Here is a 23,837-nt window from a genome sequence, read left to right on the forward strand (position 1 = left end):
TATAAAGATAAGAAATTAAATAAAAATAAAAATGGATAAATAGATTAATCTTAATTAATATGTAATTAAGAGGTGGTGGCATATGGAAAGTTCACATAGACACAGAGGTAAACTCACCATTTATTTAGGCTATAGCCCTGGTGTTGGAAAGACATATGAAATGCTATCGAACGGTATCGACCTTTATAAAGAAGGTGTCGATATTAAAATTGGCTATATAGAGCCACATCAACGTCCTGAGACAAGTGCGCTTGCTAAACAACTACCAGAAATTAAGACCTCTAGCCGAAAATTTGGGAGTCATCTCTTTCACTTTATCGACGTGAATCAAATTGTTGAGGCGCATCCAGATGTTGTGCTTATCGACGAGTTGGCCCATACGAATATCTCAAAAACACGACATTTAAAGCGTTACATGGATATTGAAGAAATTCTTTCTCATGGCATTGATGTTTGGACGACACTTAATATTCAACATATTGAAAGTTTGAGTGGACAAATAGCACTGATGACAGGTATCCAAGTATCAGAACGTGTTCCAGATCAATTTATAATGTCTGCTGATGCTTATGAAGTCGTTGATATTTCGCCAAATATGTTGATTCAACGCCTTAAGGCTGGAAAGGTATACAAAAGGGAACGCTTGGATACTGCTTTTTCCAATTTTTTCACATATGAGAACCTGACAGAGTTACGTGAACTTACGCTAAGAACTGTTGCGGATATTATGAGTCAAAAAGAGCAACAGTATAAAACGAAGCATACTGATGTTACGCCTCATATTGCAGTAGCTGTAAGTGGAAGTATTTATAATGAACGTGTGATTCGTGAAGCAAGACGCGCTGCGTATAAAGAGCATGCAAAGTTTACTGCTATCTATATCGACACCTTTGAAACACGTTCTGAAAGTCGTGCGCAAGATCACTATGTTCATAAAAATCTGATGCTTGCCAAATCACTAGGTGCTGAGATTAAGGTGTTATATGCACAAGATATTGCGAAGACTTTGATTGATTGGTGCGATAAATCATTTGTGACTAAATTGGTGCTCGGTCAGTCTGAACAACCACCTTGGAAAGAGTACTTTAAGAAGTCATTAATTGAACAAATTAATCATACTACGCATCACTTTAAATTAGAGATTGTCCCGATACATCAGATTTATTCGGATAAGCAAAATCGTGATCGAAGTAGCCATAAAAAAGATAAAAAACCCTACCAACTCACGTTATCAATCGATATCGTTAAAATGTTAACCATCCAAATCGTATGCGTACTATTAGGAATGTGGATTTATAAGATGGATAAGAATGAGTCTAGTGCTATTATTCTTTTGATGTTTTTTATTGGCATTATCGTACTTTCCATTTGGACACAGTCATATTTAATTGGTTTCTTCGCATCGATATTAAATGTCTTCGTCTTTAACTATTTCTTTACTGTGCCGAGGTTTACGCTTGAAATGTATCGCTTTGAATATCCCATCACTTTTGTGACGAGCATATTTGCTAGCATTTTCACGAGTGGCATATTGAAAAATTTAAAATATCAGCACTCCCTCACCGAACGTCAGTTATACCGTACGGATATTATGTTGCAATTTAATCAGTCGATTAAGGAATCATATTCGACTATGAAATTGCTGAGTGTGGCTGGTGATCAAATTCACCAATTATTAAAGCAGGATGTTACTGTATTTCAAATCGAAGCTAAGAAAGTGATGCAGTCCGCATCGTTTGGAGTTAGCTCGAGTGCGCATAACCATGGGACTGAGGATGCTGAAACGTTAAGTTGGGTAATAGAGAATGAAAGACGTGCGGGTAGACTAACCGACACCTTCCCAGGTAGTAAATTTCTATGTATTCCAATTGGTACAAGACCAGTTAAGGGTATCATTTCGATTCAGTTTACAGATGAGGATTACATCGATACATACGACAATTCTATCTTAGATTCAATGTTAAACGATTTGACCCTTGCCGTTGAGAATGTCGCCCTACTCAAGCAAACGAGACAGTCGATGGTAATAGCTGAAAGAGAAGCTACAAGATCAAATTTCTTACAATCCATTTCACATGATATTAGAACGCCATTAACATCTATTATCGGTAATTTAGATGTAGTGAAATATCATAATGATGGCTTGGATAAAAATGAACGAGCGCAATTGTTAACCGCTTCATACGAAGAGGCACAATATTTATATACGTTAGTCACAAATATACTTTCTCTAACGAAATTAGAGCGTTCAGATATTCAAATTAAGCGCACATCATACCTTGTAGAGGAGCTACTCGAAGAATTTGAAGATGGACTCGTACGTCGTCATCAAAATCATAAAGTCACTATTGAAGATAATGGAACATTCGCACTGGTATATATCGACAGCAAATTAATGCTACAAGTTTTATTTAATTTGGTAGAAAATGCATTAAAGCACGCTGAATCGCATTCTGTTATCACCTTACGCGTGCATGAACAAGACTCAAAGATATTATTTGAAATCATTGATAATGGTAAAGGTATACCTAAAGAAGAGCGAGATTTAATTTTCAATCCATATTATTCGGGGGATTACTTTAAAGATAATAAAAAGGATAGTCTAGGACTCGGTTTGTATTTAGTCCAACTTATATTAAAACAACATCACAGTAAATTAGAATATCAATCCAATGAACCAAGTGGCAGTATATTTTATTTTTATTTAGATAAAGAACAAAATAAAAATGGAAGGGTGAGATGATGAAATCTACACTTTTAGTTGTTGAAGATGATGAAGCAATTTTACATTTAATCGATGTAGCATTAACTATGAGTTACTATAAAGTTATTAAAGCGAAAACAGGTAGAGAAGCGGACTTCCGCATTAGAACAGAACATCCAGATATTATATTACTTGATCTAGGTTTGCCAGATATTGATGGGCTTTCTTTAATTAAACGATTAAGAGAATGTGTGGACACCCCTATTATCGTTATCAGTGCGCGAACAGAAGAGGAAACTATTGTAAAAGCGTTAGACTACGGGGCGAATGATTATATGACTAAACCCTTTAATATTGATGAATTACAAGCACGTATCAGGGTTGCACTTCGCGTTTCGAAACGACCTGACACGATGCAAAATAACTTTGAGAACGGCCCGTTAATCATTGATTTCAGCGGTAATTCTGTTTATATGATGGGACAGGCTATTCACCTAACACCTTATGAATTCCAATTATTAGAAATTTTAAGTCAGCATGTTGGTAAAGTATTAACATATCAGGTTTTATTAAAAGCACTATTTGGATACGTTAACAAGTGTGACATGTCATCATTACGAGTACATATGGCCTCACTGCGGAAGAAGCTTAATAACAGTGATACAATGTATGAAAGTAGTATGAAAAAACTCATTATCACCCATCCAAGAATTGGTTATCAAATGCAACATTTGGAGTGATATTAAAGCTTTGTATAAATTAATAACAATGTAAACGCCACATTCTTTGTTGAAGAGGATTGTGGCGTTTTATATATAGCTTTTATATTTATGAAGTTTTAATTAAGTAGTAGTATGAATAACCTTCTAACATCTTTTTAACTTTTAATCATATAACATGATTGCTTTGCCTAGACGTCCTCGTGTGTTATAGGTACGGTCAACAAATGCACTACCTTCCTCTATAGAGTAGCTTCTATCGATTGGAACAATAAACTCATTTTCATTATAATCTGAAATACCTTTTTCTAAGTCTTCCCAAGTTCCGATACAATTACCTATCAATGAAAGATTATTAAGCATAACTTTTAACATAATATTTTTCAGATGGTTAGGTGTTTTTTCATCTTCATTTTCAGAAAAGTCGGGATGTTGGTTTTTATAACCACATGTAATATAGCGTCCGCCTACTTTCATTTGATTCACTGCTTTTTCTAAATGCAAATCAAAATAAGGATCAAATATGACGTCAAATTCACCTAAGTCTTCTTCCCACTTCTGCATGTTCCTATCTACTTTTTGTAATTTAGCTGGCCGAATGAGTGCTTGTTCTTCAGGCGTCCATTCCGATGTAGTTAATATTGTCGTATCGATTCCTTTACTGATTAAGTTATTAATAATAAACATAGACGTATTAGAGCGACCGCTCAGTACTAGTGCACGTTCATTCTGCTTAAGATTTACGCGTCTTACCATGCTTGTTGAAGTTTGACTACCTATTGAGAAGCCTGCTGCAACTGCGTTATTCATATGTTCTGGTATTTTGATAAGCTTTGATTTATGTAATCTGAGCCATCCTTTTGAAGCTTCGTTTGTGACTGCTCCAGGTGCCACCCCTGGAAAAGGAGGGTCGGGATACGCACAGTTGGGTATCACACGTTGTCCAATTTCAAATTCATCAACTGAATATCCTTTAGCTACAATTCTCCCTACAAAGTCAGAACCAAAATAATCGAATGGTGGAGCTTGAGAATTTACATCTTCTTGCATTTTTAAAGCGGCTTTTAGAATAATGGCTTTATCTCTGTAATTGCAAGAAAACGCATCAACTTTTACTAACACGAAATGGTCGTTCTCTGATGCATCTTCGTTAAAACTTGGTCGTTCTAATTCAATCAAACCACAATGAATGGGTGTTCCTGCAATACTTACATCAGGTAACATCGTTACATCTTCTTCTGATACTAAATTTGTATTAATTAAAGCTAAAACTTTCATAAGCTGAGTCACTCCTATCAGTATAAGTCACACACTTTTAAAACTTTTGGATAGAGTATTTTCATAATGTAGCGCACGCACCATAAATCTCTGTTCACTTAACTTTATTTTTAGACAAATCATTAATATCTATCTGATTCGCAATGAATCTTTGCTTTAGTAATAATTTGAAGGAGGCACCTGTAATAAAGTAGTCTTGAATGGCGTCGGCTATAGCACTACAACGATGTTCACCAAAGCTCTGTTGAATACCATTAGTTTGAATAGGTTCTTCAGCTGTAAAGAGGTTGTATGTTAATTGACTCGCAAGTTGAGAGCCTTTTTTAATCTTTATATGAACCCTTTTAACATGTTCAATTAATACTTTTTCAACTTTGTCTTTATCTTCGCTACTGTAAAACACGAGTGCGTCATTTCTTGGGTAACTATCAGAGGAGGATAAAATTTTAGCAGAAAAGCTCACGTTCTTTTCAACTAACTCATTTACACATTTACTCCATAACTCTATAGCATATTGAGGCGTGTCTGCATAAATATAATGACGTGTAACCTTATTAATATGTAAACCATTATTTGTATGTACGAACATGAAAAATCCAGGCGTCAAATTAGGTCTTGAACAAGGCACAACAATACTATTATCTTCATTGACTTCTTCTTTGATTCGAATCCCTTGAATAACATGGTAGATTTGACCGTTAAAGTTTTGTGTACTCGTCTCTACTCGAATCCCAGGATCTTTAATACTACTGGCAATTTGTTGGTTTAAATCATTAAATGTTTTTGATGATTGTTTGACTTGATTGTTCAAATTTCCAGTATGTAACATCGAATATAACCATTGTTTTAACTTACTTTTTTGATTTTCAAGGACGTCATCATATGTTTCATTATCTATTTTAACTTTGTTTAAATCCGTTTCTAATTCTATTTTTTGTGCTAAATCTTCTAACGTATTCACTTTTTCTGTCATAGTACGTCCTCCAATTTATTTAAATAGTTCTATTAGATTTTCTGGAAACACTATTACTTCTCTACCTATCCCAAGTATCGCTTTATCTATGGCAGTTATACGAAATGAAAATTTAGCTCTGCTCATGATTCTTTCCACGAGAAACCATCCGATATTTCGAGCAAGATGTAGGTTATTAATCATTTTCTTAGATACATATGTTTGATAAGCTAATTGAATTAAAGGTCTCATTTGTTCAATGTAATTAAGACCTCGTTCCATAAACTGATCTTCTATCTCCTTAGCATCTGAAGTTTCTTGAGTCGTTTCGGTAAAAGTTTTTAATAAGCAATCAAAATAAATAGAACCAATCAGTCCCGCTAAATCTCTACTTGGATTCCCTTTACGTAATTCTTCAAAATCTATAATCCAAATGTCCTCATCCGTAAATATAAACTGATCCAAACGAATATCACCATGACAAATACAGACGTCAATATCATGAGATTGCTGCATTATCGTTTCTACGAGTTCTGAGTCTTGTTGCAATAAACTAAACAACTCTAGTTCTGCGCCCGTACAGCCGGCATATTCATATTTATTTAATGCATATAACAACGATTCACGCTGCGGTAACTGATCTTCTGAATCTATATCCACATCATTGATATCGGATAAATGTAATGTCGCTAACATATCTGAAGCTTTTGCGATTTTGTGTTTAAAATTTGGGGATGGTTGTTCTAATTCTTCTTCTAACGATGTCGCATTTTCAATCCATTGATATTTAAGCGATAAACTGTCTTCATCATAGTCAATCAACTTTGGAGACTTCAATCGAATAGTATCTGTGCGTAAGTTTTCCCATTTCAAGCAATTATTGTATCTTCTGAGCGCATCAACTTTAGGTCCTTTAATTACTTTATGTAAATATTGAGTTGTTCCATCTTCTTCAAGACTGATGATATTACGACCTTCTTTAACTTTTTGCATTAAATGTTCTAAGCTCCTTTCATGTAAATTACATTTTTTATTTTTAAAATGTGTAAGGTATGATTTATGTAATGTTTGGCGTTATGAATTAGATATTAATATCTCACATAGCCATTTCTTTATTTATATTAAAAAGTTACTACCCTATAATCTTAGTCATTTAATTTAACATTATTGATGATTAACTGCGTTAATCTGCACTCCAAGTAACTGTATAAGAAACGGATGCAGAAATTGATGATGTACGACCATCACCTAAATCTCTTTCTTCAATTGCACTTCGTTGAATATTATTTGATGATGTATAGTGACTATATCCGTTGATTAAAATATTTTCCATATCGATTCCTCCTGATGTTATAGGGTAGCAACCGCTTTCATTATAATTCTGAAAAAGAGTAAATTCAATTTTTATATGTAAATTTACATTAAAATTATTAATATCTTAATAAATAAAATAATAAAATTGTCACTAGTATAAAGATAATATTAATGTTTAATAAAAATTAAGTAAGTTTATCGTGAAACAATTTTCAAAAATTCAAGACTACTACGTTAGAAGGAACTCAAATCATTCAAAATATAAAAAAGATAATAAATATATAAAACAGCGTAATATTAACAATAATTTAAAAATATTGTACGATGTATAACTGGAGGGATGATTATGAAAAAGCAATTATTAGGTACTGTTGTATTAAGTACATTCTTACTAAGGGCATGTTCACTCAATATCGGTACAGACGATAATCAAGGTGAAGGTAAAAAGAATAATGAAGAAAGTAGTGAACATAGTTCAAGTCAGTCTAAAGACAAGCAGAGTAATCAAGATACCAAGGTAGATAACCAAACAAATCAAGCTAATCAAAGACAAGCAAATGGTTCCAAAAATAATGATGCTTCAAATCCAGGCAATGAAAGAAACAATAACGAGACAAATTCTGAAAACCAATCAAATAATGGGACGATTTCAGAAGATGAAGCTATCCAAAATGCTAAAGAGCACTTTAAATATTCAGCAACTAACGATGATTACAAAGTTGATCCAAACCAATCTAATAGTAAAGAATACTACATTACCTTTACAGCACATGATGCCACTGGCTATCCAATGAAGGCGGCTACTACTGTTAATAAGCAGACAGGTCATGTTAATGGTTATATAGATAGAAGAACTAAAGCAGATAGAGAAAGACATATTCAACATGCTAATGAAAGTTCGTCATATAAAGGACCAGACAGTAATAATAGAAAAGCATTTGGTAAAGATTTAAGCCATCCAAATTACAATGATCAAAATGCGCAACAATCGCAAAATAACAATAACCAACAGAAACAAACTAGCGAAAATCAATCACAACAAGAAGTAAATAATGATGATTCGAGTCAAAGTGAGGAAGGTACATCAGAAAACGAAGCTGCTCAAAATAGTGAACAAGAACAAAATCAATCAGTAGAACAAAGTCAAGATGACGATACACAAGATCAGCAACAGCAAACTAATAGCTCTGCTCAAGATACTGACAATAACCAAAATAACGACCAACAGAATAATGTTGAAAAACCCGAATCAGTTAGCAGAGACTAAAATAAATTTATAACTAATAGAGCGTTCCCAAATTTTCTTTGAGAACGCTCTTTGTTTTTAACTATTTAGGATATTTATTTCATTAATGAGTTTAATATCCGCAATCAATGATTATAAAAAGTTTTTTATCTTTCTTGCAGTCTTAATAACTCTATTATTGGAAAAACGTTTTTTAATTTTTGCTTTTCTATTTTTTAAGTACTTATTGTAGAATTTATACGCTCTTTGAACTCCTTTAGGAGATCTTTTTAACGACATTCTTTTGTTTTTAGTTTTCAATGGAACTTTTTTTCCTAATAACTTTTGTGAGGCCATTTTATAACTAATTGCAGGAGCGTATTCTCTCTCAGGTTCATATAAAATAACTGAGTCTTTAAGTGGTGCAAAGAATTGGACAATAAAATCATCTTCAGGTTTATTTTTAAAATAATCAACACCAAAATCATAGAAGTTTCTTTCTATTTCATCTTCGTCTATATAATTGTTACTATAAAATTCTTGAATGAATAGTGGTAATATCTTATCCATAGCATCAAATAATTTCTTATTATAACTCTTAAAATTAATTATTGGTTCAACTAAATTATTAATTTTACGATATCCTGGGATACTTTGATAAGGAATATTTGCGAAAATAGATTCAATAAATATTAATGAGGTCATCTTACTTGTATAGTTGTATCTTACTGCTGTACCAACTGTTGGATAAATACTTCTTGCATAGAAGAAAATCGTATTGATAGTTTTATCACTAATATTATTCAATAATCTATCTAAGCAATCTTGAGTATATCCTCTACCCCAATATTCAACAAATGCAAATTTCTCACTAAAATCAATTTCTTGAATTAAATATTCATTCACAATTTTACGCTCTTCTTTAGCTTTTTCTAATAATAAATTTTTATATTTAGTATTATTTTGTGCAGATAATCTAATTAATTCTTTTGTATTTTGATCAAATTCATAAAGTTCTTTAATATGTTTCAATTGAGGGAAAACCTGATCAAATTCTTTTTCATTAATATGAAGAGCATGTAAAGCACTATCAAAATTTGTTAGGCCTGTAAAATTCCCAAAAGGTGAAAAGAATTCTTGATCAATATTATCTATAAACGAAGGAATTCTCCATGCTTTACGTGACCCATAAATATACTTAGTTTTGATTTTATATCCTTTAATAGATATAATTTCATCTGCGATTTTTTTAAGTAACTCTCCGTCTCTTGATATAAAATAAAGCGTCGTTATATTTTCTTTAATTGCTTTTTTTATAGACCAACTTACATAAGGGATGAAATAACTACTTATATAACTATATACATAGTAATTTAATCTACTTTTATCATTTTCACGAAATCTTGCCATCTGAGTTGTTAGTAAGAAAGTATCATAATTTTTATTTCGATTTAAAAGACGATTTTCATATCCATTAAATTTAGTCAAACTATGATGTATAGGTTTAATATTTAACTTTTTAGGGATATTAAAATCTGCATGTCTATTATCTCCAAAGTGAATCCATTCTGAATAATCATAATTTAAATCCTCAAAGATATCTAAGTATAATAAGCTAGTTGATTTTTGATCTCCTATCTCACTTGATAAATAAAGTGGTAACTCAGTTAATTTTGGATCAACTTTATTTAACATTTTTAATATTACCTCTTTAGGTAAATACATATCACTGACTAAAATAACATCTTGATACTTATCTAATAGACTATAAAGAATTTTAAGTTTATCACTTTTGGCTTCAACACTTTCTAATTCAGCTTCAATTTCTAAATCATATAAAATTTGTGCTTGTTCATCTGTTAACTCGTGAATATTCTTAATTCTCTCAATAATATCTATAAATCTTATTTCGATTCTTTCTTCGTCACGTATAAATTCAGATTTTTTATAGTAATCTCTAACATAATTTTCTGCTTGAATTCTAACACGTGGATAATTTTGTATTAAATAGAACGGCAAATCTGTATTCATTCTTAAAAGCTTATCTTTAATGTAAAAGAAAATACCATCAGGTCTTAATGTTTTTCTTTGAATAATAGTGTCAAAAATATCAAAACTAAAAAGTTTAGGCAATTTTTTCTTTTTAATATTAAAATTCAAAGTTTTATCTATAATTTTTTCAAAACCATTTTCATTTATTTGATCATATTCCCAAAATTCATTTAAAAGTTTATTATTTTTCTTCTCATCGAATGTAATAGAATCAACTTGATTTAATACTTTAAGAAGTTCTTCAAAGTTAGAGGCAATTGGCCCAGAAGTCATTTCCTTATAATCATATACTAGAGTTCTATTCTCAATATATTTATCATAGTCATATATATATCGAATGAACTTTTTCACACCAGAAGCTAACATATCGTAGTAAATAGAAGAATAATCTATAATACCCATATCTATTTGATCAAATATCTCATAAATATCTTTATCATTATCCCAAAATAGAATATTTGGATGGTTAGCATACAACTTCTCAGCGGCTAAGTAATTAACATCATTTTTAACTAAATAATGCATTTTTACTATTAATAGAATATTATTTTTTTCTAATGTTTTAAGAAGCCTCTCCATATCAGGTATAGCTTCTCCAAAAAAGTTATTCATTTCATAATCTCTGAAGGTAGGTGCATATAAAGCTATTTTAGTCTCTGAATTAACGTCCTTGTAATTTTTAATATTATGATCAAATGAACTAAATGATGCTTTATTAAACATATTCGCTGGATAACCTGAACGAATAATTTGATCTTCATCTAAATTGAGCATCTTAGTGAAATGTTCTTCCATTAATGGGGAAGTGGCTAAAAATAGTTGGTTATTATGATATATGTCATTGTATTTAATATATTTTTTATATGTACGATACTTAATCCCTGGAGAATCAACAAAACGTTCTATTGGTTTTATGCCTACACCATGCCACAAATTAAGTATTACTACTTCATTTTTAAATTTTACAGGGAAGTGTTCTTTAGCTTGATGTACTACAAAAACCCCTGCTACACTTTTAATTTTTTCAGCCTTTTCTGAACTATATAATTCAGCATTAAATCCTAATTCTCTAATATGATTTACGACATTAACATCATCACACATCCAATATGCATCTATATCTTTTCTGAATTTATTTACGTAAATAAATAACCATTTCGGATTACCAACAAATTCATTTGTAGCATTAAATATCCATATTTTTTTATTTCTCATTTTTAACTCATTACCTTTCATATTGTCTACTAAATTGGTTGTTAACTTTTATAATTTCAATACCTTTAATTATATGTAGTTATTTTCTTCATAAAGTTTGCGATAAGTATTTCCCAGAAAATTAAGGGATACTTTATTTATTGACTTATATCAAGCCAGTTTAATTAAACTAATTAATCACTATAAGATAAGAAATGATTACATAAAATTATTACTTTAATGCATTTTTCATCCAACAATGTTAAAAATTGCTAAATAGTAAAATTACTTTACTATTAGGGGTTAGAGTTAAGTCTTTTAAATTTAAATATTCCATAAGTCTATAAATACTTAGACAATCACAGTTAAATCATTCTCTAATAGAAGATCTAAACACTCTAAATACAACAGCTTATGAGGTAATATAAGCTGTTGTATTTATATTGCTTATCAAGATTACTTATTTAATACTCTGTGTATTTCAATATAATTGATCATTAAATTAATCTTAACGATATATTGTTAAAAACATTCCTTTACTTAATCTAAATTTAAAAATTCATATAATTCTTCTCTCTTTTTTATTTATGAAATATCATTCTTAAACACGTCGTTCACTAAACGTTGACTTGCTAGGCCATCTTGATGTTGAAGGTGTTTACCTAAAAATTGAGCAACTTTTTCTGATTCAAAATCCTCATTGTCTAATGCTTCGATTAACTCATCAAAACTCTTTACTATTTTTCCTGGAACAAATGATTCATATGACTCATAAAAATCACGTGTCAAAGTATAATTTTCTAAATCAAATGCATAAAACAACATTGGCCTTTTGAAGCTGGCAAATTCGTATATCAAAGATGAATAATCACTAACTAAAATATCAGAAATAAATAAAATATCATTAATCTCTCTATATTCAGAAATATCTTTAAAACAGTCTTCATATTCTTCGCAAATTTTTATTTTTTCTTTAATAAAGGGATGCATTTTAAATAATACGACTGCGTTATGATTGCGACAGTAATTCGCCAAATGACCAAAATGAATGTTGCTAAATGGATAAAACGCTGATCGATGCCCGTCTCCTCTAAATGTTGGTGCAAATAAGATTACTTTTTTACCATTTATTATAGGCAATTCTTTTTTTAATTTAGATATCGTTTTTTCTTCATATAACTTATCAAATAACATATCGGTACGAGGAACGCCTGTAGCTATAACCTTACTTTCATCAATACCAAACGCTTCAGCATACATTGGTATAGTAGAACTAGAAGAAACATAAACTTTGGTATAATTCCTATGTCCAGTTGAATCAAAAAAGGGACCACCTTTTTTTCCGATACGACTGTAACCTATAGTTTTAAAAGCACCCACCGCATGCCAAACTTGAATAATTTCTTGTGTTTTTCTAAACTTTACTTTGTTTACTGTCGGGTGGTAGTCATCAACAAAAATAAAATCAGATTTCCCCAATAAATATGGTAATTTGAATTTATCAGTAAATTTATATCTATCAGAAATATGTGGTTTAAATATTTTATAAATTTTAAATTTATGTTGTAAATTTTGCCTTATCATTTCGTTATAAATGTACAAAAAATTCCCTGATAAACTGCCTCGTGATTCGGATGTAAACAAAATTGTCTTTCCTTTTTTGAAATGAACTAGCTTAGAAAGACTAAAAATACTTTTAAACAAACTTTCACGTATTTCAAACAAAACCTTCTTTTTGATTTTTCCTAAAGAAAAAGCAGAATCTACTTCGGAATTTAAACTTTCTTTTTGCTTCATATATATCACATTAAAGATAATAGCATTCGTGCTATTTTCTATTTCTGGTTTCACAGCAAAATAATTTTTATTAGATTTTCCATTTTTCTTAAATTCCTTTGATAAGCTTTTTAATAGATAGGTCTTCTTTTGCTTTTTTATTTCTTCTAAATTTTTATCGTACTGATTAAATTTGTTTCCTTTATTTTTCAAAAGTTTATTACTAATTTCAGCAACATAGGTTTGCGTTTCAGTTATGTAATTCAAAGTATAAGCACCCGGTTCCAAGTAACCTTCATTTATCTTTGCTACATTAAAGCGACAAATAAATTCATTTCCTTTAAATTGCACATTTTTTATATCAAGAGTTTTATCATCTTTCTTATTTTGAAATTTGAATAAACCTTTATTTGAATTAATACATTCTAAATGCCCTTTAATATACATTTGAACTCTTTCCCAAAAAATGTCATCGATTAGTACTCTAATTTCTTTATTGTTTGCTGTCTGGTTTACTACATTGTCCATTTTAATACTGTTTTCCCCCAAGAACTTGATAAATCTACTTCAAATGCATCAACCACGTCATTAATAGTCTTAACGTCTAATTCATTTCCTTTTAGTAGTGCTAATTTTTCCACAATTTCTGGATTATCTTTGTATAGTTTTGCAATATCAATAAAATCTTGCGCTCCGCTTCTACTGCTTCCTAGCATCAATAAGCCTTTTTCCAACACTAATCTTGTGTTAATTTCAATAGGATATTCACTTACGCCCATTAAGCTAACAGTCCCTTCAGGTGAAATCAAATCAATAATTTGATTCACTGCTGACTGGCTACCTTTCCCACCTACGCATTCAAATGCATGATCAAAAGTAACTCCTTCAGGCACTGCATTTATATGATAAATCTTATCTGCGAAAGAAAAATGGCTTAACTTATAATCTGTTTTTCCAAAAATGTAAATCGAAGCATTAGGATATAATTTATTTAATAAAATTGCAGTAATATATCCTAAATTACCATCGCCCCAAATACCAAAGCTACGTTTATTCTTATTTGATTTACTTTGAAATCTGTGAATTGCATGCCAACTTACGCTTACCAATTCAGAATATGCAATCGTACTTAAATCTTCTATACTATCATCAATTTTTACGACACGATCATGTTCCATAAAGACATAATCTTGCATAAATCCGTCATAGCCACTTGATCTAAATTTACTACTAGGCAAATAGTTTTCTGCTATAACTTCATCTTGTTCCACCGGTGTGTTAGGTATCATAATAACTCTTGTTCCAACCTTAAAAACACCCTTATTATCGTAAACGACTTCCCCAACTCCTTCGTGAACTAAAGACATAGGTAGTTTGTTTTCTAATACTAGTTCATCTCTATTCCCTGTGTAATATCTTTGGTCTGCTGCGCAAATTGACAAATATAGAGGTCTTACAACCACTTTATCGCTTTTAATATTTTCATTATTGTAAGATACTTCAAATTGTCTTGGTGCTACCAATTGATAAACTTGATTAATCACCTAAAACCCCACCCTTTATAATAGAGTTTGCTACTTTAAGGTCGTAAGGTGTAGTTATTTTAATGTTATACATTTCACCCATTACTAATTCTACTTTTTTATTAGCTACCACAAGTATCTTACATGCATCTGTTAATATTTCTTTGTCTTCTACTGATAAAGCATCATAACTGTTTCTTAATAATTCGATGTTAAATGATTGTGGCATCTGCCCTTGATACATCTCACTTCTTACTGGTATAGATTGTACTCTCTGTCCATCTTGAGAAGTTATAATTGTATCAGTTGCAGATATTACTGTATCAACGGCACCATGTGCCAAAACACCATCAATATTATCTTTAATAATTCGATGCGTTAAAAAAGGTCTAACTGCATCATGTGTAACAATGACATCTTCATCAGTGATAGGGTGCACTTTTTCTGCTTCTTTGATGATATTCATAATAGTCTCGTTACGATCTGAGCCACCTTGAACAACTTCGATTCTATCATCATTAATTTGGTGTTTTTGTAATATATCTTTCGTATGTAAAATCCACTTTTGTGGTGTTGCAATAAATATTTTATCAAATTCACTAGTTAGTAAGAATTTCTCAACTGTGTGAATTATGATAGGTTTCTCATCTAAATCCAAAAATTGTTTCGGTAAAGGGACATTCCCCATTCTAGACCCAATACCGCCTGCTAATATACCAGCGTATATCATAGTTTTAATTTCACTCCCCATTTAAAATTAATTATGCTCACTTATTCTGAATCTCACTAATGTAAGTATTGTCACTAATTCCCTTATATTAATCTCATTTAAAATTTACTAAGCAGAATCTAATGATTGGTACGCATTCTTTTTAATTAATTGTCCTACGCTTTATGATGAATAAATAACATACATAAACATACAAACATTTAATTAAAACAATAATATTTTTTCATTATACCAAAACTTTGACTTGTATATACATATTGCATTTATTTTATTAAATATCATTTTTATATTGTGGTTTCCCATCAATTACAAAAACTTTTGTGCCCTAGTTTGATACCACACTATGTTTCAGAAACTTTTTTAAAACAAAAAACTATATACCATAATTAAAAGGCTTATTTCCTACACAAAAATAGGAAACAAACCTTTAATGTAGTAAAAAATTAAAATACAAATTCGATTAAAGGAGTGTGGACAATGCAACTACTGCTACTATTGATAAAATTTCCACCTAACCTCTCTAACATGCACTTTGTATTTCTAGTTAGAGTTTTTAACTACTTTAGAGGTCCAAACTTAAACTACTTAATATTTCCAAATCATGCCCAATAAATTTTTACACAATATTATCTATAATTTCCTTACGTAATTTACCTCTAATTTCTGCCATTGTGTTTAAATGGTATTTCTTATAATCTCCAGCATCCACTCTAAAAGCGTGAACACCGATAATTTCGTTTTTGCTATTTAAAACAGCTCCACCAGATGAACCGGGTTCAGCCATCATTTGATAGTAGCCGATAGGATTTACATTTCGTGCAGTCATGGAATATTTACCTTTAGAATGATACATCGTACCAGCTGGATCATTTTTATATTTTCCATATGGCGTACCATAGTGATACATATGAATTGGCGTATTAGCTTTCATTGATTTAATGGTACTTTCTGATGCAATCTTACGTATTTTCATATATTTAGAAATGTCTTCATATGTATAAACCAATGCGACATCTCCGTATTGCAACATTTGAACGCCAAATACTTGGAGCGAACGAACTACTTTGGAACCTTCTTGTAATAAGTTGATTCTCATGTTCTCAGGTTGTGCAGGTGTTAATGGTTTGTGTGCACGTTGATCATTCACTACATGATTCGCAGTTAAAATCGTATGTCTACCAATTGCTGTACCCGTACCGTAAGTTAATTGTTTAGCTGTCGGATTCCAATTAAATACAGTTGCGATATTAGCGTCTTTCGCTTTAGTATGCTCGATTGTAACGCCCTTATTCCCCGATTTCTTCATGATTTTTAGAGCATCATCAATGCCTGATTCTTTTGTCGTTTGACCGAAATCACGCACGTTATCCCCACCTGGTACATTGGATGGCCAACGTTTAGGTGGTTTATTGTAGTAATTCTTTTTAGGTTGTGAATACGTTGATTTTGATTTTACTTTTACTGTTGAGGTTGGTTTTGCTTTTGACTTAGTTGTTGTTTTGATTGAAGTTTTGACACTCGGTTTTGTGGATTTCTTTTTTGTTACAGTTGAGGAAGTACGCTTCGATGTCGTTTTAGTAACTTTTGAAGTTGATGGTGCCTTTTTTGTTTTAGTTGCTGTTGATAACCAATGAGGTTTCTTGTTACCCGGTTTGATAGCTTTCGTTGTCTTTTGAGGTTTAACTTTAGTTGGTGAAACTTTGTGATGAATAATTGTGTGTTTAAGTGTTTTACGTTGTTTTGGTTGAGTCGTTTGCTTTGAATATGATTTTCCCACATGTTTAGTAGTACTTGGTTTGTGAAGATTGTTTGGTACTACATGAGTCGAAGATGGTTTCGTACGTTTAACATACTGTGTTGTTGTTTGTTTTGTTGGCTTTGTATATTTTGTCGTTCTAGTAGGCTGATTACTTTTATGAGTTATTTGTGTTGGTTGAATGCCATTTTTAGTTTTAGGTGTTTGATTTGTATACTGTTTAGCTACTTGGTGTTTAGGTGTCTCTTTTACGATCACAGTATTACCTTTAGTAGCAGCATCTGCCTCGTTGAAATGTAATAACGCAGAGAGACTAAAAATAACTAGCATCACAATTGAAGTGTAAATGAATTTTCCCAATAATTCCCCTCTATACACTGTGCATGTCCCCACTTTCTTATCGAAATAAGTATATTTTTTATATGTATTTTAACTATAATGCATTAGTGAGTTTTGCACAATATAAAAAACTGATTATCAATAAAGTTCTTTACAGTTTAAAATAGAATTGAAATTAATTATAAAATAGTGTTATATCAGCAATGATATTTATAATCACCACTGATTCAGAGAACTAAAACAGAAAACCTCATCATCTAGATTTTGTTCTAAATGATGAGGTGTGTACTAAACCGATAATTTCTACTCGTTATCATTATAATTTTTATATTTCGCTATTCTACTACTTTTCTTTTAAATAGCCATCTTCCATATGATACGTTTTATCACAGAATTTTGTTAAACGTTCATCATGCGTCACAATGATACATGTTTTATGACGTTGTTTAGATTGTTCTTTAAGAATTCTCATTACTGCCATCGCATTCTCTGTATCCAACGAAGCTGTTGGTTCATCCGCTAAAATAATAGACGGTTGGGTATATATTGCTTTAGCGATTGCCACACGCTGCTTTTGTCCCCCTGAGACTTCAGATGGTAATTTATTTTCGATTTCTTTCAATCCTAAATCATTTATTAATTTTTCAAATTCGCCAGTGCTTAAAACTTCTTTTTTATAATTTTTCAATAAACGAAATTGCTGTTTGATAGTTAGAAATGGCACTAGATTTGTAGATTGTAAAATAAAACCAATTTCTTTCATTCTCATCTTAGCAAGTTGTTTCTGACTCAATTGTGAAATTTTATTATCATTAATGTATATTTCCCCGTTTGTAGGCGTTTGTAGTGCGCCAGCCATTGTTAGGAATGTACTTTTCCCGGAACCAGAAGGCCCTACAATAGCTATTAATTCGCCTTTATCAAAGGTCAAAGATGTGGATTTAACAGCTTCAATCATTTGGTTACCATCTTTAAATTCTTTCGATACTTGATCAAACTTCAACATTGTAGCACCTCCTTATTCGATTGCTTTGAGTGGGTCAATTTTTCTAATAGATAATACCGAGAATAAGCTGCCAATCAAGGATGTTAATATTAAAACAACCCCAAACACTATGAGCGTCATAATATTAAATTCAACCGGTACCGCTTCTGGTAGGACAAATCCTGTGAGGATAGTAAGTACAAGACCTATCAATGTACCAATCAATGCTAGTATAAATGTTTGTGATAAAACCATCTTCATTAAGTAGCCATTAGTGAAGCCCTGTGCTTTTAAAACACCGAATAAGTTTTTCTTCTGCAATGTTATAACATACAAGAATACGCCAATCACTGTTGCTGAAATGATAAATAAGAATGTAATCATAAAGTTCATTGTTAGATTTTGTGGTTTATATCCAGGTAAATCTTCAATAAATTTATTAATACCTACCACTTCAAGATCTTTGTCTACTTTTTTATCTTTCCAGTGTTTATCTCGCACAACTATTGCATTGGTTTTATCTGTAGTTAACGTTGGATTGATTTTTTGCATCGTTTTATTATTAGTGAAAATAACAGGTGAAGCATTATATTTTGCACTTTCTGAGACACCTACGATGCGTAATTTTTCATCGGATTGAGATAATTTAATCTTATCTCCTACTTTAAACCCTTTATCTTTGAGTGTCTGATCAATAACGACTTCATTGTCTTTAGCAAATTTTTTACCTTTAACTATTTTCGGCATTAAAAATGAATCTGCTTTAATCCCAAAGAGTAGTGCATTCTCTTCACTATCACCATTAGAGGCGATGACACCCATTTGTGTTAATGAGGAGGTCTCTTTAAATTTATCGTTCGATTTAGATGTTTTGAAAATGGATTGTTGCACGGTTTGATTCGCATCTTTATTTAAAACTATAGCATCCGCTTTCCACTTTTTTATTCCTTCTGTATTCATGTTAATTAAACCATTAGCTAAACCTAAAAGTAAGAAGAGTAAATAACTTATAAGAACTAAAATACCGATAATCAGGCCAAACTTTAGCTTATTGCGTTTAATTTCATTCCATGCAAGAAACATATAATACCTCCTTTGTCTGCATTATTAATTTAGTATAGCAGTTATTAAACTTTGGGAGATAATAAATGTACTTCTGAGAATTTATGGTCAGAAATCATACAACTAAATCTAAATAGCTAAGCAATATAGCTTTTGTAATTATTTTAGACTACTCGTAGACTCCCTTTCCAAAAATGATAGCTATTAAAATTCATTTTGTGTATGTTCACATTTTATGGTAATATCATCATGCATAAATGTGCGAGATACTAATAATTAAGAAGGTTTAAATATATTATGAAAGAAAATTTTTGGAGTGAATTACCACGTCCATTTTTTATTTTGGCGCCAATGGAAGACGTGACGGATATTGTCTTTCGTCATGTTGTGAGTGAAGCTGCTAGACCGGATGTGTTTTTCACTGAATTTACAAATACTGAGAGTTATTGTCATCCCGAAGGTATACACAGTGTTCGTGGTCGTCTAACGTTTAGTGAAGATGAACAACCTATGGTCGCTCATATATGGGGAGATAAGCCTGAGCAATTCCGAAAAATGAGTATTGGTTTGAAGGAGATGGGCTTCAAAGGGATTGATTTAAATATGGGCTGCCCTGTTGCGAATGTTGCGAAGAAAGGTAAAGGATCTGGCCTAATTTTACGTCCTGAAAGAGCGGCTGAAATTATTCAAGCCACTAAAGAAGGTGGACTACCGGTAAGTGTTAAAACACGCCTTGGTTATTACGAAATAGATGAGTGGAAAGATTGGCTCAAACACGTCTTTGAACAAGACATCGCAAACTTATCCATCCACCTCCGTACACGTAGAGAAATGAGCAAGGTAGATGCACATTGGGAATTGATTGAAGCTATTAAAACAATGCGTGACGAGATTGCACCACATACTTTATTAACGATTAATGGTGATATTCCAGATAGACAGAAAGGTCTTGAACTTGCTAATAAATATGGTGTTGATGGTGTAATGATCGGTCGAGGCATCTTCCACAATCCCTTCGCATTTGAGAAAGAGCCACGTGAACATACAAGTGAAGAACTATTAGACTTGTTTAGATTACATTTATCATTGTATGAAAAGTATTCAAATGAGGAAACTCAACAATTTAAAGCTTTACGCAGATTCTTTAAAATATACATTCGTGGCATTAAAGGCGCGAGTCAATTGCGACATAAGTTGATGAGTACAGAAACGATAGACGAAGCACGCGAACTGCTCGATGAATTCGAGGCTAAAAGAAATAATACAGAAGTTTAAAATATACTAATCCCCCTGTTAACCATGTGATTATCAGGGGGATATTTTGATAATGTTCGCTTTTGGAATGATTGACTCCTAATGATTAAACTAAAAAATAAATAATGTCATTGTTCTAAAATTAATAAATAGTTAATAGTATTTCATGTGTTTCCTTTATAAAATACTGTATGTTATCCATTTAAGGTTTATACATATTATAAAAAGACGGAGGACACCATGATTTTAACTATTTTACTTATCTTTTTCTGTATCAGATTAATTAGTTTAAAGATATCTATTAATCATTCACAACAATTAATAACAGATGGCGCTATCGAGTATGGCGTTAAAAATTCAAAATTTCTAGCAATCACTCATGTTTTAATCTACGTTTGTGCAGGTGTAGAAGCACTTATAAACAAAGATACTTTGAGTTTAGTAAATAGCATCGGTTTAATGATATTAGTTTTTGCTTATATCATGTTATTTATAGTAATCAAAACTTTAGGTGGTATTTGGACTTTGAAATTATTCATTTTACCAAATCATCCTATTATTAAATCAGGATTATATAAAGTGACGAAGCACCCAAATTACTTCTTAAATATCATTCCAGAGTTAATTGGGGTGTTATTATTAACTCACGCTACATATTCAACGGTATTATTAATACCTTATGCATATTTCTTATTTGTGCGTATTAAACAAGAGGAGAAATTAATGAATATATAAAGGAAAAGCTTGTAATCACGGAAGTGAATAACGCGTTTAAATGTAACGTACTCATCCGTAATTATAGGCTTTTAACATGTTTAGTAGATATGTGAAGGTAGAATTTTACTAAGTTGTTTAATCGAAGTAAAAGTAACCAATGGATATCAAAAAGATAATTTAACATTACTGTTTGTCTTGCTTCAGACAACCTTCACACTTACCTTTATGTTAAACATCTCTCTTATATTTAAGCAGATTTAATCATTTACATCCTTGTTTACTTATATAATTTCATAATCTAACTCGACAAATTGATTATATTGTGTAACGTCACGTAAGTGGAGTTTTACTTTCTCATCTATTGAATTGAATAACTCAACACCATGGGTGAGTAGTGTTGGCGCTATGGTCAATTTTAACGATGTTATGATCTTCAAATTAATTAAAGTTGAAATCAACTTACCTCCACCAACAATCCATATTTTTTCATTATTATTAAATCTATTAAAAAGTTCGTCTAAGTCACCGCTATAGAATTCAATATCCCAATCAATATCTGTGACTTTCGAGGAAATTACTACTACCTTCTTACCTTGATACGGATTCTCTTCAACACCATTATTAATTAACCATCTAAAGGTACGTCCACCCATTACTACAACATCTACGCTATTATAAAAATCTGAATAGCCATTATCCCCTTCGCCTTTGACTTCTTCTAAGAACTGAACTGATTCATCTTTATCAGCTATAAAGCCGTCCACTGAGACAGCTAGATACGCACATACCTCTTTCGTCATAATCAAACTCCCTTTTTTTATTATATATAAGTTGCTCAATCTAAATTTGAGCGTCCTCACAATCATACAATTACATTTATTATTTACTTCATACATATTAGCATGTTTGGTTTATAATTCCTTTGTAAAGTTACTGAAAGAGGGCCCATACTCATGCATTGGTAATTTAAAAAAAGAGCTATATGAGAAATCAATTTTAAATTATGATTTCCATATAGCTCCTATTTTAAGTATTAATATTCAAATACATAGCAATACTAATTCGATGCATATGCAGAAAGTGGATAATGGTCAGAATAGTCGTTATATTTATATGTCTTGCCCCAAGATTTCACAGACCATTCTGGTGACTTCACTTTGTGTACTTTATTATGCCATGAGCTTGGTTGTGCATGATCACGATCTAGTAAAATATAATCTAAATGCTGTGGTTCTAATTTAGGATAGTTATATTTCGCAATGTCATTGCTTTGTGTATCCCAACTATAGGCGTTGCCCTCAAATTGAGTAGGCAATGAAACGTTCAAGTTATCAGACATTTGTTGATATTCTTCTGAACCTTTAATGACATTTAAATCACCGCCGATATATATAGGTTCATTTTTAGGAATATGTTTATCTTTGATAAATTGTTTAATTTCGTCCATTTGACTTTGTCTAATTTTTTTATCTTTTCCTTTAATACAAATTGGATCTTCAGCTTGAAGGTGTGTTCCAATAATGTGTTGGTATTTACCATTTTTATTAATTTTAATGTATGCGAAACCTTTATTGCCAGCTTTATCAGCGCCGCAACCCTTTTTGTAAATATGTTGTTCTTGTTCAATGATTGGCCATTTACTTACAATACCAACGCCACCGCTCACTGGTTTTACTTTTCTATAAGTACCTGAAGTCTGTTGCCAACCGTCTGTACCTTTACCAACAATAGGCGTTTGATAAGGATATTGAGATTGTAAATTTGTTAAAAGACGATTGGATGCTTTTTTATCGAATAATTCATTAAAAATAACGACGTCTTGATCTTGTATATAATCAGCTTTTGAAATTAAATCAGCGCGCTGCGATTGTCCCCAATTGGGATATAATGCTGTAGGTAAGAAGTAAACGTTATGTGTTGTGATTTTAAGACTGTCTTCAGACTTACTTTCATTAGCATAAGTAATTGTGGAAAATGCTAATAATAAACTGCTTACAATTAGGAATGTAGTAATTAAACATTTGCGTGACCAGTTCAAATACCTCATTCATACACCTCATTTCGTTTGATGAAATGAGTATAACAAAAGAAATTATGTTATTTTTAAAAATTACTATAATTAAATAAAATTTTAATAAATACTTAAAATAATAAGGATTATGTTAGAAAGTTGAAAAATCATTTTTACAAAAATGATTGTATTGATTAATATTTATTGCTATAAGATCCGTTATTTTCTTTATTATAAAACATAATA

General features: G+C 31.3%; 18 protein-coding genes. 5 read left to right on the forward strand and 13 right to left on the reverse strand.

Annotation, left to right across the window (positions count from 1 at the left end):
• Positions 1-82: 82 nt before the first annotated feature.
• Positions 83-2,743 carry a sensor histidine kinase gene (locus tag MHI13_RS21710; protein WP_064210732.1) on the forward strand — a complete coding sequence of 887 codons (2,661 nt, stop codon included), beginning with the start codon at positions 83-85 and terminating at the stop codon, positions 2,741-2,743.
• Positions 2,743-3,444: a response regulator transcription factor gene (locus MHI13_RS21715; RefSeq protein WP_064210731.1), complete on the forward strand. Its 702-nt coding sequence runs from the start codon at positions 2,743-2,745 to the stop codon at positions 3,442-3,444. The genes MHI13_RS21710 and MHI13_RS21715 overlap by 1 nt, the downstream gene beginning before the upstream one ends.
• A 144-nt stretch (positions 3,445-3,588) precedes the next feature.
• On the opposite strand, the gene MHI13_RS21720 is transcribed toward MHI13_RS21715, so the two are convergent.
• From MHI13_RS21720 to MHI13_RS21735, 4 genes are all read right to left on the reverse strand, one after another.
• Positions 3,589-4,701 (reverse strand): quinone oxidoreductase family protein, encoded by a 1,113-nt coding sequence (locus tag MHI13_RS21720; protein WP_064210730.1) that lies wholly within the window; start codon positions 4,699-4,701, stop codon positions 3,589-3,591.
• 94 nt (positions 4,702-4,795) lie between these two features.
• A complete protein-coding gene (locus MHI13_RS21725; RefSeq protein WP_064210729.1) occupies positions 4,796-5,674 on the reverse strand; it encodes a T3SS effector HopA1 family protein in 879 nt (292 codons plus the stop codon).
• Between the two features lie 15 nt (positions 5,675-5,689).
• On the reverse strand, positions 5,690-6,646 hold the full coding sequence (locus tag MHI13_RS21730) for a phosphotransferase (RefSeq protein WP_064210728.1): 957 nt from the start codon (positions 6,644-6,646) through the stop codon (positions 5,690-5,692).
• Between the two features lie 190 nt (positions 6,647-6,836).
• Positions 6,837-6,986 (reverse strand): hypothetical protein, encoded by a 150-nt coding sequence (locus tag MHI13_RS21735; RefSeq protein ID WP_193750991.1) that lies wholly within the window; start codon positions 6,984-6,986, stop codon positions 6,837-6,839.
• Between the two features lie 327 nt (positions 6,987-7,313).
• Between MHI13_RS21735 and MHI13_RS21740 the strand changes: the two genes are divergently transcribed.
• On the forward strand, positions 7,314-8,234 hold the full coding sequence (locus tag MHI13_RS21740; protein WP_064210727.1) for a hypothetical protein: 921 nt from the start codon (positions 7,314-7,316) through the stop codon (positions 8,232-8,234).
• Between the two features lie 111 nt (positions 8,235-8,345).
• Here the strand turns inward: MHI13_RS21740 and MHI13_RS21745 are convergent, their stop codons facing one another.
• From MHI13_RS21745 to MHI13_RS21775, 7 genes are all read right to left on the reverse strand, one after another.
• Positions 8,346-11,459: a CDP-glycerol glycerophosphotransferase family protein gene (locus MHI13_RS21745; protein ID WP_064210748.1), complete on the reverse strand. Its 3,114-nt coding sequence runs from the start codon at positions 11,457-11,459 to the stop codon at positions 8,346-8,348.
• 564 nt (positions 11,460-12,023) lie between these two features.
• The gene (locus MHI13_RS21750) at positions 12,024-13,742 is read right to left on the reverse strand and encodes a CDP-glycerol glycerophosphotransferase family protein (RefSeq protein ID WP_064210726.1); all 1,719 of its coding nucleotides are present in this window, start codon (positions 13,740-13,742) and stop codon (positions 12,024-12,026) included.
• Entirely contained in the window at positions 13,730-14,758 is a 1,029-nt protein-coding gene (locus MHI13_RS21755) for an alcohol dehydrogenase catalytic domain-containing protein (RefSeq protein ID WP_023350872.1), read from the reverse strand. The genes MHI13_RS21750 and MHI13_RS21755 overlap by 13 nt, the downstream gene beginning before the upstream one ends.
• The gene (locus MHI13_RS21760) at positions 14,751-15,467 is read right to left on the reverse strand and encodes a D-ribitol-5-phosphate cytidylyltransferase (RefSeq protein ID WP_340762033.1); all 717 of its coding nucleotides are present in this window, start codon (positions 15,465-15,467) and stop codon (positions 14,751-14,753) included. The genes MHI13_RS21755 and MHI13_RS21760 overlap by 8 nt, the downstream gene beginning before the upstream one ends.
• A gap of 616 nt (positions 15,468-16,083) precedes the next feature.
• On the reverse strand, positions 16,084-17,553 hold the full coding sequence (locus MHI13_RS21765; RefSeq protein WP_064210747.1) for a trypsin-like peptidase domain-containing protein: 1,470 nt from the start codon (positions 17,551-17,553) through the stop codon (positions 16,084-16,086).
• Between the two features lie 352 nt (positions 17,554-17,905).
• On the reverse strand, positions 17,906-18,568 hold the full coding sequence (locus MHI13_RS21770; protein WP_064210724.1) for an ABC transporter ATP-binding protein: 663 nt from the start codon (positions 18,566-18,568) through the stop codon (positions 17,906-17,908).
• Positions 18,569-18,580: 12 nt separating this feature from the next.
• Positions 18,581-19,630: an ABC transporter permease gene (locus MHI13_RS21775; protein ID WP_064210723.1), complete on the reverse strand. Its 1,050-nt coding sequence runs from the start codon at positions 19,628-19,630 to the stop codon at positions 18,581-18,583.
• A gap of 276 nt (positions 19,631-19,906) precedes the next feature.
• Between MHI13_RS21775 and MHI13_RS21780 the strand changes: the two genes are divergently transcribed.
• Together MHI13_RS21780 and MHI13_RS21785 are read left to right on the forward strand one after the other, a co-directional pair.
• Positions 19,907-20,884 carry a tRNA dihydrouridine synthase gene (locus MHI13_RS21780; protein ID WP_002434900.1) on the forward strand — a complete coding sequence of 326 codons (978 nt, stop codon included), beginning with the start codon at positions 19,907-19,909 and terminating at the stop codon, positions 20,882-20,884.
• Between the two features lie 219 nt (positions 20,885-21,103).
• The gene (locus tag MHI13_RS21785) at positions 21,104-21,598 is read left to right on the forward strand and encodes an isoprenylcysteine carboxyl methyltransferase family protein (protein ID WP_002469851.1); all 495 of its coding nucleotides are present in this window, start codon (positions 21,104-21,106) and stop codon (positions 21,596-21,598) included.
• Positions 21,599-21,861: 263 nt separating this feature from the next.
• Here MHI13_RS21785 and MHI13_RS21790 read toward each other — a convergent pair whose 3' ends face one another.
• Both MHI13_RS21790 and sph read right to left on the reverse strand, forming a co-directional pair.
• A complete protein-coding gene (locus MHI13_RS21790) occupies positions 21,862-22,380 on the reverse strand; it encodes a dihydrofolate reductase family protein (protein WP_002434909.1) in 519 nt (172 codons plus the stop codon).
• Positions 22,381-22,637: 257 nt separating this feature from the next.
• On the reverse strand, positions 22,638-23,618 hold the full coding sequence (gene sph, locus MHI13_RS21795; RefSeq protein ID WP_176605639.1) for a sphingomyelin phosphodiesterase: 981 nt from the start codon (positions 23,616-23,618) through the stop codon (positions 22,638-22,640).
• Positions 23,619-23,837 lie beyond the last annotated feature (219 nt).

The sequence above is a fragment of the Staphylococcus sp. FSL K6-0223 genome, assembly GCF_038008285.1.

Coding starts and splice junctions, on each gene's coding strand:
- MHI13_RS21760 (WP_340762033.1), bottom strand. CDS start 15,467: ATGATATACGCTGGTATATTAGCAGGCGGTATTGGGTCTAGAATGGGG.
- MHI13_RS21765 (WP_064210747.1), bottom strand. CDS start 17,553: ATGCTAGTTATTTTTAGTCTCTCTGCGTTATTACATTTCAACGAGGCA.
- MHI13_RS21735 (WP_193750991.1), bottom strand. CDS start 6,986: ATGGAAAATATTTTAATCAACGGATATAGTCACTATACATCATCAAAT.
- MHI13_RS21740 (WP_064210727.1), top strand. CDS start 7,314: ATGAAAAAGCAATTATTAGGTACTGTTGTATTAAGTACATTCTTACTA.
- MHI13_RS21750 (WP_064210726.1), bottom strand. CDS start 13,742: ATGGACAATGTAGTAAACCAGACAGCAAACAATAAAGAAATTAGAGTA.
- MHI13_RS21725 (WP_064210729.1), bottom strand. CDS start 5,674: ATGACAGAAAAAGTGAATACGTTAGAAGATTTAGCACAAAAAATAGAA.
- MHI13_RS21785 (WP_002469851.1), top strand. CDS start 21,104: ATGATTTTAACTATTTTACTTATCTTTTTCTGTATCAGATTAATTAGT.
- MHI13_RS21790 (WP_002434909.1), bottom strand. CDS start 22,380: ATGACGAAAGAGGTATGTGCGTATCTAGCTGTCTCAGTGGACGGCTTT.
- MHI13_RS21715 (WP_064210731.1), top strand. CDS start 2,743: ATGAAATCTACACTTTTAGTTGTTGAAGATGATGAAGCAATTTTACAT.
- MHI13_RS21720 (WP_064210730.1), bottom strand. CDS start 4,701: ATGAAAGTTTTAGCTTTAATTAATACAAATTTAGTATCAGAAGAAGAT.
- MHI13_RS21745 (WP_064210748.1), bottom strand. CDS start 11,459: ATGAGAAATAAAAAAATATGGATATTTAATGCTACAAATGAATTTGTT.
- MHI13_RS21775 (WP_064210723.1), bottom strand. CDS start 19,630: ATGTTTCTTGCATGGAATGAAATTAAACGCAATAAGCTAAAGTTTGGC.
- MHI13_RS21780 (WP_002434900.1), top strand. CDS start 19,907: ATGAAAGAAAATTTTTGGAGTGAATTACCACGTCCATTTTTTATTTTG.
- MHI13_RS21770 (WP_064210724.1), bottom strand. CDS start 18,568: ATGTTGAAGTTTGATCAAGTATCGAAAGAATTTAAAGATGGTAACCAA.
- MHI13_RS21730 (WP_064210728.1), bottom strand. CDS start 6,646: ATGCAAAAAGTTAAAGAAGGTCGTAATATCATCAGTCTTGAAGAAGAT.
- MHI13_RS21710 (WP_064210732.1), top strand. CDS start 83: ATGGAAAGTTCACATAGACACAGAGGTAAACTCACCATTTATTTAGGC.